Source organism: Leisingera sp. M658 (assembly GCF_025144145.1).
Taxonomy (GTDB): domain Bacteria; phylum Pseudomonadota; class Alphaproteobacteria; order Rhodobacterales; family Rhodobacteraceae; genus Leisingera.
The window spans coordinates 4,312,578-4,323,136 of record NZ_CP083546.1 but is presented as its reverse complement, the minus strand read 5'-3'; the positions used below and the strand labels follow the sequence as shown (position 1 = coordinate 4,323,136).

11 protein-coding genes are annotated in these 10,559 nt (G+C 60.2%); 6 read left to right on the top strand and 5 right to left on the bottom strand.

Annotated features, from left to right (window positions below; translation table 11 throughout):
• Positions 1-553: 553 nt before the first annotated feature.
• From rpsT to mutM, 3 genes are all read right to left on the bottom strand, one after another.
• Positions 554-817, bottom strand: a complete 264-nt coding sequence (gene rpsT, locus K3724_RS21125) for a 30S ribosomal protein S20 (RefSeq protein ID WP_134830955.1) — start codon at positions 815-817, stop codon at positions 554-556.
• 216 nt (positions 818-1,033) lie between these two features.
• Positions 1,034-1,810, bottom strand: a complete 777-nt coding sequence (locus K3724_RS21120; protein WP_129372784.1) for an enoyl-CoA hydratase — start codon at positions 1,808-1,810, stop codon at positions 1,034-1,036.
• Between the two features lie 63 nt (positions 1,811-1,873).
• Positions 1,874-2,725, bottom strand: coding sequence for a bifunctional DNA-formamidopyrimidine glycosylase/DNA-(apurinic or apyrimidinic site) lyase (mutM, locus tag K3724_RS21115; RefSeq protein WP_259988938.1), 852 nt, complete (start codon positions 2,723-2,725; stop codon positions 1,874-1,876).
• A gap of 86 nt (positions 2,726-2,811) precedes the next feature.
• Here mutM and ubiE point away from each other — a divergent pair, with 86 nt between their 5' ends.
• Positions 2,812-3,564 (top strand): bifunctional demethylmenaquinone methyltransferase/2-methoxy-6-polyprenyl-1,4-benzoquinol methylase UbiE, encoded by a 753-nt coding sequence (gene ubiE, locus K3724_RS21110; RefSeq protein ID WP_129372782.1) that lies wholly within the window; start codon positions 2,812-2,814, stop codon positions 3,562-3,564.
• A gap of 3 nt (positions 3,565-3,567) precedes the next feature.
• Positions 3,568-5,097, top strand: a complete 1,530-nt coding sequence (ubiB, locus tag K3724_RS21105) for a 2-polyprenylphenol 6-hydroxylase (protein WP_259988935.1) — start codon at positions 3,568-3,570, stop codon at positions 5,095-5,097.
• A 101-nt stretch (positions 5,098-5,198) separates the two neighbouring features.
• Here the strand turns inward: ubiB and K3724_RS21100 are convergent, their stop codons facing one another.
• Positions 5,199-6,374 (bottom strand): acetyl-CoA C-acyltransferase family protein, encoded by a 1,176-nt coding sequence (locus tag K3724_RS21100; protein ID WP_259988933.1) that lies wholly within the window; start codon positions 6,372-6,374, stop codon positions 5,199-5,201.
• A gap of 174 nt (positions 6,375-6,548) precedes the next feature.
• On the opposite strand from K3724_RS21100, the gene K3724_RS21095 reads away from it, so the two are divergent.
• Positions 6,549-7,115 (top strand): helix-turn-helix domain-containing protein, encoded by a 567-nt coding sequence (locus K3724_RS21095; RefSeq protein ID WP_027257153.1) that lies wholly within the window; start codon positions 6,549-6,551, stop codon positions 7,113-7,115.
• A 325-nt stretch (positions 7,116-7,440) separates the two neighbouring features.
• Positions 7,441-7,647 (top strand): cold-shock protein, encoded by a 207-nt coding sequence (locus K3724_RS21090; protein WP_024092327.1) that lies wholly within the window; start codon positions 7,441-7,443, stop codon positions 7,645-7,647.
• Between the two features lie 86 nt (positions 7,648-7,733).
• Here the strand turns inward: K3724_RS21090 and K3724_RS21085 are convergent, their stop codons facing one another.
• The gene (locus K3724_RS21085) at positions 7,734-8,135 is read right to left on the bottom strand and encodes a VOC family protein (protein WP_259988930.1); all 402 of its coding nucleotides are present in this window, start codon (positions 8,133-8,135) and stop codon (positions 7,734-7,736) included.
• A 162-nt stretch (positions 8,136-8,297) separates the two neighbouring features.
• Between K3724_RS21085 and K3724_RS21080 the strand changes: the two genes are divergently transcribed.
• Together K3724_RS21080 and tdh are read left to right on the top strand one after the other, a co-directional pair.
• Positions 8,298-9,485, top strand: coding sequence for a glycine C-acetyltransferase (locus K3724_RS21080; protein WP_259988928.1), 1,188 nt, complete (start codon positions 8,298-8,300; stop codon positions 9,483-9,485).
• A 14-nt stretch (positions 9,486-9,499) separates the two neighbouring features.
• Positions 9,500-10,528 (top strand): L-threonine 3-dehydrogenase, encoded by a 1,029-nt coding sequence (gene tdh / locus K3724_RS21075; RefSeq protein ID WP_259992718.1) that lies wholly within the window; start codon positions 9,500-9,502, stop codon positions 10,526-10,528.
• Positions 10,529-10,559 lie beyond the last annotated feature (31 nt).

Here is a 10,559-nt window from a genome sequence, read left to right as displayed (position 1 = left end):
GCTGCGCCTCACGCGTCCCCAAAAAAGCAGCGGCCCCTTGGCCGGGCCAGTTCTATTCTATCTTCACCCCCAACCACCCGGGGGGCATTCACGCACAGGGGTTATGTGTGCGGACCAGCAGTGGCCGCATTACCCGAAGGCTGAAAGCTCGCACAAAACAGCAAAAACAGCCGCAAGAAGCGGCGGATTTGCCGTGACGAACAGTATCGCACACAATTGAGACAAGGCTGCTGTCCTATACCAACACAGCAGTGGATCCCGGCCAGAACAACGCACATATGTGCCGTCTGTACCGGATAACCTGGCAACCTTGATGCCCGTCAAGATTGCCGCAAGCAGCCTGTCCCCCCAGCGAGTGAATCGCTGTCCTATTGGTAGCAATTCGAGGGGGGCGGCAGCAACGAAACTATGATGTTGACTCTGCCTTTGGCGACAAAGAATCTCTCGCGCCTGCAGAACACCGCCGAGGGTTTTCCCAAAAAACAAGGCGCTGCAATCTGCAGCGCCCTGACAACTTTTCAACTCTGCTTGAGCTTGCCCAGCAGCGCGAATCTCAGGCCAGTGCCTTCACGCGTGCGGACAGGCGCGAGATTTTGCGGGAAGCGGTGTTTTTGTGGTACACACCCTTGGTGACACCGCGCATCAGCTCGGGCTGAGCAGCGCGCAGAGCTGTGGTTGCAGCTTCTTTGTCGCCGGAAGCGATAGCTTCTTCAACTTTACGCAGGTAGGTGCGGATGCGCGAACGACGGGCTTTGTTGACGGCAAAGCGCTTTTCGTTCTGACGTGCGCGCTTCTTGGCCTGGGGCGAATTTGCCATGGTATCTGACCTTATCTCGGGTTCTGTTTCTATCGGACGCAATGCCAGCCGGACCCGGGTCACAAAACCGGTGTGATTCTAGCCAGAGCGGGCTGCACGCGCATGTATGGGGCGGCGTTTATCCAATCCGGTGCAGAATTGCAAGGGCGCTGGCCCGGAAAGCAAAACGGCGGGCTCATCCGCCCGCCGCTCCGTTACTTTAATCGCAAGCCGGGTTCATTTGTCCCGGAACTGCGCTTCGCGCTTTTCCAGAAAGGCGGCCATGCCCTCTTTCTGGTCTTCGGTGGCAAACATCGAGTGGAACACCCGGCGCTCGAACAGCAGCCCCTCGTTCAGCGGCAGCTCGTAAGAGCGGTTCACCGTCTCCTTGACCGCCATCGCGGTCAGCAGCGATTTTTCGGCGATCTTCTGTGCCGCTGCGGTGGCTTCCTCGATCAGCTTCTTGGCCGGCACCACGCGCGACACCAGGCCGGCACGTTCGGCTTCCTCGGCATTCATGAAGCGCCCGGTGAGGTTCATATCCATCGATTTGGACTTGCCCACAAACCGGGTCAGACGCTGCGTGCCGCCAATGCCTGCAACGACGCCCAGATTGATCTCAGGCTGGCCGAATTTGGCAGTCTCAGCAGCGATAATGAAATCGCACAGCATCGCCAGCTCGCAGCCGCCGCCCAGCGCATAGCCGGCCACCGCCGCGATCACCGGCTTGCGGATGGCAGAGATCCGGTCATTGGCATCGGCAAACAGGTTCGTGGAGAACACTTCGGTAAAGCTCATCTCCGACATCTCTTTGATGTCGGCACCGGCGGCAAAGGCCTTTTCCGAGCCGGTCAAAACGATGCAGCGCACCTTGTCGCTGGCATCGGCCTCTTCCAAAGCCGCGCACAGCTCGCCGATGAGTTCTTTGTTGAGCGCGTTCATCGCCTCTGGGCGGTTCAGTTTTATGAGGCAAACGTGGTCCTGCACATCGACGTTGATCGTCTCGTAGGCCATGATTTCTCTTTCGGTTGTTCCGTTCAGTCCTGAGTCCTTACCAAAAGGCGCACTCTGATCAAGCTATCTTTGGCACTTTACACAGTAGAAGGTAGAGCGTCCGGACTGAGTGATTCTCCCAATTGACCCGGTGCAACCCGCGCGGCGGCAAGGTTCGCCCTCGCGCCCGTAAGCATCGAAAGAATGTTGAAAATATCCAAGTTCACCAGAGGCTTGCCGAAAATCCTTGAGCGACGATCCGCCTGCACGGATGGCATCCTGCAACACTTCCCGGATGATCGGAACCAGCGCCGCAACCCGATGCGCGGCAATCTGCCCAGCCTTGCGGCGTGGCGAAATTCCCGCACGGAACAAAGCTTCGCAGACGTAAATGTTACCAAGGCCAGCAATGATTCCCTGATCCAGTAATGCAGATTTCACCGGCGTGTTGCGACCCTGGAAGGCGGCAACCAGATGATCCTCGTGAAAATCATTGCCCAGCGGCTCCGGCCCCAGCACCGCCAGCAGTTTGTGGGACTCGGCAGTCGCCGTCTCCAGCAGATCCATTGCACCAAAGCGGCGCGGATCGTTGAATGTGATGCGGGCGCCGTTGTCCATATCCAGAACCACATGATCGTGCTTTACTGCTTGAGGATGCTGATGCGTAAACTGCCCCAGCGGATCACCCGACACCGTCATCCGGCCCGACATGCCAAGGTGAATAAGCAATGTCTCATCCGTGTCGAGGTCGGCAAGAATGTACTTTGACCGCCGCCGCAGCCCATTGACCCGCGCACCGGTCAGCCGCTCGGCCATTCGCTCCGGAAACGGCCAGCGCAGGTCCGGCCGGTTCACAGCCGCATTTGTGATCACCGCCCCCTCCATCGCAGGCGCCAATCCGCGTTTCACTGTCTCGACCTCGGGCAATTCTGGCATTACACCCCTCCTGAACCAACGGGCCGCATTGTGCCTGCCCTCCAGCGCCTTATAACAAGGGCGGAATTCAGCAAACGGCAAGCCTCATGAGCGATAGCAGCGACAACACCACCCATTTCGGGTTCGAAACCGTCCGCGAGGAGGAAAAGGCCGGCCGCGTGCAGGGGGTCTTCAACTCGGTCGCCTCAAAATACGACATCATGAACGACGTGATGAGTGTGGGTATCCACCGGGTCTGGAAAGACGCGATGATGGACTGGCTGGCGCCGCGACCCGGTCAGCGGCTCTTGGATGTGGCGGGCGGCACCGGTGACATTTCCTTCCGCTTCCTGAAACGCGCAGGGTCCGGCCACTCCACCGTGTTTGATCTCACCCGCCCGATGCTGGAAGAAGGCCGCAAACGCGCCGAGGCCGAGCAGATGGCGCACAGCCTCGACTGGGTCACCGGCGATGCGATGAAGCTGCCGTTCAAGGACAACACTTTTGACGTCTACACCATTTCTTTCGGCATCCGGAACGTAACCCGCCCGCAGGAGGCCTTGAACGAGGCTTACCGGGTGCTGCGCCCCGGCGGGCGGCTGATGGTGCTGGAGTTCTCGCAGCTGCCGAATGACGGGCTGCAAAAGCTTTATGACCTCTACTCCTTCAATGTGATCCCGCGGATGGGGCAAATGATTGCCGGCGATTACGACAGCTACCAGTATCTGGTGGAATCGATCCGCAACTTCCCCGATCAGGAGACTTTCCTCGGAATGCTGCGCAAGGCAGGGTTCGAGAACGCCAAGTACCGCAACCTGTCGCTGGGCATCGCCGCCCTGCATTCCGGCTGGAAGATCTGACCTATGCGCGGCCCCCACAACATTCTGCGCCTGATCCGCACAGGCGCCACTTTCGAGCGCACCGGCGCCATGCATTCGGTGCTGGAGGCCTTTGAGGCCCCCAAGCCCCTGCGTATCCTCGCCCGCACCCTGGGCTGGCCGTTTAAATGGCTGGGCTACAAGGGCGATCCCGCAATGCCGCCAGAAACCCGCGCGCTGAACGCCCTGGGGCCTGCCTATATCAAATTCGGGCAGGTTCTTTCGACCCGGCCCGATGTGGTGGGCAAGGATCTCGCCCGCCAATTGCGGGTGCTGCAGGACAAGCTGCCGCCGTTCTCCCGCGCCGAGGCACTGGCCGAAGTGGAAAAAGAACTGGGCCGCCCGGTCTCAGAGGTTTTCTCGGAATTCAGCGACCCGATCGCCGCAGCCTCCATTGCGCAGGTGCACCGGGCCACACTGGCGGACTCCGGCGATGAAGTGGCCGTCAAGATTCTGCGGCCCGGTATTGAGCGCGCCTTCAACAAGGATGTGGACGCCTTTTACTTCGCTGCCCGCATAGCCGATCTTTTTGCGCCCGGTGCCCGCCGCCTGAAGCCGATGGACGTGATCGAGCATTTCGACGGTGTGGTGCAAGGGGAATTGGACCTGCGCCTGGAAAGCGCCGCCGCCTCGGAGTTTGCCGCCAATACCGTGAATGACGAAGGCTTCCAGCTGCCTGAGATCCGCTGGGGCTATTCCGCCCGCCGGGTAATGACGATGGGTTGGGCGGACGGCGTTGCGCTGGGTGACAATGACGCGCTGGATGCAGCGGGCCATGACCGCCGGGTGTTGGCCGACCGGGTGCTGTCGCTTTTCCTCCGCCACGCACTGCGCGATGGTTTTTTCCACGCCGACATGCATCAGGGCAACATGAAGGTCGCGGCAAACGGTGACATTATCGCCTATGACTTCGGCATCATGGGCCATATTGATGAATACACCCGCCGGGTCTACGCCGAGATCCTCTATGGCTTCATCAAACGCGACTACAAACGCGTCGCCGAGGTGCATTTCGAGGCCGGTTATGTCTCCGCCTCCCACGATGTGGATGAATTCGCCCGCGCCTTGCGCGCGGTGGGAGAGCCGATCTTCGGCATGGACGCCTCGCAGATCTCCATGGGGCGGCTGCTGAACTATCTGTTTGAAGTCACCGAGCGTTTCGGCATGGAAACCCGCACCGAGCTGATCCTGCTGCAACGTACCATGGTCGTGGTCGAAGGCGTCGCCCGCTCGCTGGATCCGCATATCAACATCTGGGAAGCCGCTCAGCCGGTGGTCGAGGATTACATCAAGAAATCAATCGGCCCGCGCGCCGTGGTTTCCGACCTTTTGGACACCGCTAAGGTGATGGCCCGGTTTGGCCCCCGGCTGCCCGCGCTGGTGGAACAGGCGCTGATCGCACAAGCAGCGCAGAACGGGACACAAAAACGCAAGCTGAACAGCTGGGTAACCCCGGCTGTTCTAGGCGCAGCCGGCGGAGCAAGCCTCTGTGCCGTTGTTGCCCTGCTGCTGTGAACGCGCAAAGGCCCCAATGGCCACGGTCTTCTTTCTGGTCTGAAATACCCCAGGGGTGAGCGCCGCAAGGCGCGAGGGGGCAGCGCCCCCTTCGCTTTCTTTTACAGCCGCTCGATTGCCAAAGCGATGCCCTGACCACCGCCGATGCACATGGTGATCAGACCTTTCGATCCGCCTGTCCGCTCCAATTCATAAAGCGTTTTCAAGGTGATGATAGCACCGGTTGCACCCACCGGATGGCCCAGGGCAATCGCTCCGCCGTTTGGGTTCACTCTGGCAGGATCCAGCCCCAATTCCTTATTCACCGCCAGCGCCTGCGAGGCAAAAGCCTCGTTCGATTCAATGACGTCGAAATCGCCCGCCGACAGGCCGGTCTTTTCGAACAGGTTACGCACCGCAGGAACCGGGCCGATCCCCATCACCTCGGGACGCACACCGGCATGGGCATAGCCCAGGATCCGCGCCTTGGGTTTCAGACCCGCCTTTTCTGCGGCGGCGGCTGTGGCCAGCACCACCGCCGCCGCACCATCGTTGATCCCGCTGGCATTGCCGGCGGTAACCCGGCCATCTTTCTGGAACACCGCCTTCAGCCCGCCCAGCACATCCAGAGTGGTGGCTTTGGGGTGCTCGTCCACCTCAAACGGTACCATGTCGCGCTTAACCTTCACCTCAACCGGCGCGATCTGCGATTTGAAATGCCCGGCCTCGATTGCTGCCGCCGCGCGGGTCTGGCTGGTGACGGCAAATTCATCCATCTGGACGCGCGTAATTCCGTGCTCATCGGCGACGTTCTCGGCTGTAACTCCCATATGGCCTGTGCCGAACGGGCAGTTCAACGCCCCCAGCATCATGTCCAGAGACTTTACATCGCCCATCTTTGCCCCCCAGCGGCTTTGCTGGAGGATATAGGGGCTGCGCGACATGTTTTCGGCACCGCCGGCCAGTGCGAACTCCGCGTCTCCCAAGGTAAGTGACTGAAAGGCTGAAATAATTGCCTGCACGCCGGAACCGCAAAGCCGGTTCACGTTCATCGCAGGCACCGCATCAGGCACCCCTGCCTGCATCGCTGCAACCCGGCTCAGGTACATGTCGCGCGGCTCGGTGTTGATGATATGGCCGAATACGGCGTGGCCGATTTGCCCGCCCTCAACGCCGGAGCGCTCCAGTGCTGCTTTTGATACGGTTGTGGCCAGATCAATCGGTGCAGTGCCCGCCAAAGCGCCGCCAAAAGTGCCGATGGCGGTGCGGGCGCCGTCCAGAATCACGATATCAGTCATTGTCTTTCTCCTCACTCCTGCGTTGCCGCCATTATGCGCCCGCAGCATGACCCTGTCTGCGGGGACGTGCCGTCATGGAAACGCCGCGTAACTCCCCCGTACACCGCCACTGCGCAACATTCCGAAAGACCGCAGGATTTGACAAATCCTGCCTGACAGCGCAGAGAATCCGTCATGACGGAAAACACAGACGATATCCTGACCCTGCTGCCCGCCCGCCTGAAAGAGGCCCGCCGCACCCAAGGGCTAAGCCTGGAGGCGGTGGCGAATCTCTCCGGTGTCAGCCGTTCTATGGTAAGCCAGATTGAGCGCGGTGAAAGCTCCCCCACCATCGCAACACTGTGGAACCTGACCCGTGCGCTGCAGGTGGATTTTGCCGGACTGCTGGAAACAGGGGACATGAAGGACCGGATTGAGGTTCTGCGCGCAACAGATGTGCCCAAAATCGAGAACATGGGCCAAGGATGCCGGATTCGCATTCTGTCGCCGCCAGAGGACGCCGGCGGGCACGAGGTCTATGATATCCGGTTCGACAAGGGCGGTGCACTGATCAGCCAGCCCCACACCCGCGGCACAGTGGAACAGCTGACCGTTCTAGAGGGCGAAATTGCACTTTCTTCGGGCAATGCCAATAACTTGCTGCAAACAGGCGACACTGCCCGCTATGCCGCTGATGTTGCGCATTCGGTTACCGCCCCCGAGGGGCCGGCGCGGGTGTTTCTTATTGTGAAAACCGCTTGAGGTATGCCCTCAAGCCCGGCTGCACCCCTTTTTTCGATATCAATCCAGGCATTGGCAGACCTTTCAGACAGGCAGGAGATTTCGGGTTTGAGCCGGATCTTTTTCGCTGAACCAGCGTAAACGCACCGGCAAGAAAGCCCCTCTCTCCACCTTTCCGGAACAAAGCCCTTGAAAGACTCACGGCATCGGACCATATGTGGATCGCTAACGTTATTCTTGTCGATCCACTGTCTCCCGCTTTGCGGCGTTTTCAGTCTCTCGATCCAGACCGACTACGCCAGGCTGCCGCACTTCCGCGGGCAGCAAATACTAGGAGACTACGGATATGGCCACCGGCACCGTAAAATGGTTCAACACCACCAAAGGCTTCGGCTTCATCGCACCCGACGGCGGCAGCAAAGATGTGTTCGTGCACATCTCCGCTGTTGAGCGTTCCGGCCTGACCGGCCTGGCGGACAACCAGAAAGTCACTTTCGACATCGAGCCCGGCCGTGACGGCCGCGAGTCGGCTGTGAACCTGGCGCTGGCATAAGCTTTTCAGCTTAGCAGTTCTGAAACGCGGTCCCTGCAAAGGGGCCGCGTTTTTTTGTGCCTGCCATTAAGGACACAAAGGGACAGTCAGCCTTTGTTCTTCTCATCCCAAGGCGCAGGCTCCCACAGCTCCACCTTGTTGCCTTCTGGATCCATGATCCAGGCAAAGCGGCCGTTCTCATGGGCGTCAGGCCCTTTCAGGATGGGAATGCCTGCGGCCGTCAGCTGCGCAACCATGCCGTCCATGTCATCAACCCGGTAATTGATCATAAAGCCCGAGGTACTGGGATCGAACCAAGTCCCGTGCTGATCAGCAGCGGCCCAAACGGTAAGGCCGCCGTCGCCGGCCTTGTCCTCCGGCCACTTGAGGACGGCGCCGCCGAAATCCGCCAGCTCCAGCCCCAAATGGTCGCGGTACCATTCTGCCAGTTCCTTGGCGCCGCCGCGCGCCTTGATGAATACTCCGCCGATACCCGTGATGCGTGCCATGACTGTTTCCTCCCTGTTTTGGGATGAGATAGTCCGGCCGGGTGGAATTTCAGCTTTCAAATCCGGTTTCACGGAATTTTTTCCGCCATACTGAAATCCTGTATTTCGGAAACATGTCCGCTATGATAGACACGCGACTCGAGACACCCAGGGAGCCAGCTCATGTCCAACGCATTTCTGACCGACATCTCCAACACGCTTGCCCAGATCGAGGCTGAGGGGCTGTACAAACGTGAGCGAATGATCACCTCCCCCCAAGGTGGCGGGATCACGGTTGGCGGCCGCGAGGTGATCAACCTCTGCGCCAACAACTATCTGGGTCTGGCCAACCACCCTGCCCTCATCAATGCAGCCAAGGACGCGATGGAGCCTAAAGGATTCGGCATGGCCTCAGTCCGGTTCATCTGCGGTACCCAGGACATTCACCGGGAGCTGGAGCAGCGGCTGGCCAAATTCCTGGGCAAGGATGACGCAATCCTGTTTGCCGCCTGTTTCGATGCCAATGGCGGGCTGTTCGAGCCGCTGCTGGGGCCGGAGGATGCGATCATCTCGGACTCGCTGAACCATGCGTCGATCATCGACGGGGTGCGCCTGTGCAAGGCCAAACGCTATCGCTATTTGAACAGCGACATGAATGATCTGGAGGCCTGGCTGAAACAGGCGCGCGAGGACGGGGCGCGGCATATCATGATCGCGACCGACGGGGTGTTTTCGATGGACGGCTACCTGGCCAAGCTGCCGGAGATCCGGGCACTGGCGGACAAATACGATGCGGTGGTGATGGTGGATGACTGCCACGCAACCGGCTTTATGGGGGCGACAGGTGCGGGCACGCCGGAGCATTTCGGGGTGGACGTGGATATCGTCACCGGGACATTGGGCAAAGCACTTGGGGGGGCCATCGGCGGTTATATCGCCGGGCCGCAGCCAGTGATCGACCTGCTGCGGCAGCGGGCGCGGCCCTATTTGTTTTCCAATTCGCTGCCGCCATCGATTGTTGCTGCCGGGCTGGAGGCGATCCGTCTGGTGGAAGAAGGGGACGGGCTGCGGGCGCAGCTGTTTGAGAATGCAAAGTACTGGCGCGCCGGGCTGGAAGGCTTGGGCTTTGACCTGCTGCCGGGTGAGCACCCGATCATCCCTGTGATGCTGGGCGAGGCGCAGCTGGCGCAGGACATGGCGGCAAAGCTGTTTGACGAGGGCGTTTATGTCTCCGGCTTCTTCTTCCCGGTGGTGCCGCGCGGCCAGGCGCGGATCCGCACCCAGATGAATGCGGCGCTGACGCGGGACGAGCTGGACCGGGCATTGACCGCCTTTGGCAAGGTGGGCAAGGCGCTGGGGATCGTGTCATGAGCCGCCCAAACACAATGAAGGCGCTGGAGAAGAGCCAGCCGCAGGAGGGCCTGTGGATGGTGCAGGCGCCGGTACCGGAAATCGGCCCGGATGAGGTGCTGATCAAAATCAAGAAGACCGGCATCTGCGGCACCGACATCCACATCTGGAACTGGGATGAGTGGGCTTCGCACACCGTGCCGGTGCCAATGATTACCGGGCATGAATTTGCGGGTGAAATCGTCGAGATCGGGCGCAATGTCACCGATTTGACGGTGGGGCAGCGCTGCTCCGGCGAGGGGCATCTGATCAAGACGGACTCGCGCCAGAGCCGCGCCGGCAAGTTCCACCTGGACCCCGGAACCCGCGGCATCGGGGTGAATGAGCAAGGCGCCTTTGCCCAATATCTGAAACTCCCCGCCTTTAACGTGGTGCCGCTGCCGGAGGAAATCCCGGATGAGATCGGTGCCATTTTGGACCCCTTGGGCAATGCTGTGCATACTGCGCTGAGCTTTGATCTGCTGGGCGAAGACGTGCTGATTACCGGCGCAGGCCCCATTGGCATCATGGCGGCGGCGGTGGCGAAACATGCCGGCGCGCGCCATGTGGTGATCACCGATATCAACCCGGACCGCCTGTCGCTGGCGGAACATGTGGCGCCAGCGGTGCGCGCGGTGAACGTGGCGCAGGAAGACTTGCATGACGTGGTGCGCGAGTTGGGCCTGAAACAGGGGTTTGATGTCGGGCTGGAAATGTCCGGTTCGCAAACGGCATTGGATCAGATGGTAGAAGCCCTGGTGATGGGCGGCAAGATTGCCCTGTTGGGCATTCCGCCGGGAAAATCGCCGGTCGACTGGTCACGCATCGTGTTCAAGGCGATCACCATCAAAGGCGTCTACGGGCGCGAAATGTTCGAAACCTGGTACAAGATGATCGCCATGCTGCAGAACGGGCTGGACGTGAGCCGGGTGATCACCCATCGCTTTGCAGTGGATGATTTTGCCGAGGGCTTTGCAGCGATGAAATCTGGCTCTAGCGGCAAAGTGGTACTGGACTGGACCTGATTGTGATTCAGGCTGTGTCGACAAAAGGGCT

Bases quoted from the DNA above. Each gene is read 5' to 3' on its own strand.
- rpsT (WP_134830955.1), bottom strand. From the start codon at position 817: ATGGCAAATTCGCCCCAGGCCAAGAAGCGCGCACGTCAGAACGAAAAG.
- K3724_RS21120 (WP_129372784.1), bottom strand. From the start codon at position 1,810: ATGGCCTACGAGACGATCAACGTCGATGTGCAGGACCACGTTTGCCTC.
- mutM (WP_259988938.1), bottom strand. From the start codon at position 2,725: ATGCCAGAATTGCCCGAGGTCGAGACAGTGAAACGCGGATTGGCGCCT.
- ubiE (WP_129372782.1), top strand. From the start codon at position 2,812: ATGAGCGATAGCAGCGACAACACCACCCATTTCGGGTTCGAAACCGTC.
- ubiB (WP_259988935.1), top strand. From the start codon at position 3,568: ATGCGCGGCCCCCACAACATTCTGCGCCTGATCCGCACAGGCGCCACT.
- K3724_RS21100 (WP_259988933.1), bottom strand. From the start codon at position 6,374: ATGACTGATATCGTGATTCTGGACGGCGCCCGCACCGCCATCGGCACT.
- K3724_RS21095 (WP_027257153.1), top strand. From the start codon at position 6,549: ATGACGGAAAACACAGACGATATCCTGACCCTGCTGCCCGCCCGCCTG.
- K3724_RS21090 (WP_024092327.1), top strand. From the start codon at position 7,441: ATGGCCACCGGCACCGTAAAATGGTTCAACACCACCAAAGGCTTCGGC.
- K3724_RS21085 (WP_259988930.1), bottom strand. From the start codon at position 8,135: ATGGCACGCATCACGGGTATCGGCGGAGTATTCATCAAGGCGCGCGGC.
- K3724_RS21080 (WP_259988928.1), top strand. From the start codon at position 8,298: ATGTCCAACGCATTTCTGACCGACATCTCCAACACGCTTGCCCAGATC.
- tdh (WP_259992718.1), top strand. From the start codon at position 9,500: ATGAAGGCGCTGGAGAAGAGCCAGCCGCAGGAGGGCCTGTGGATGGTG.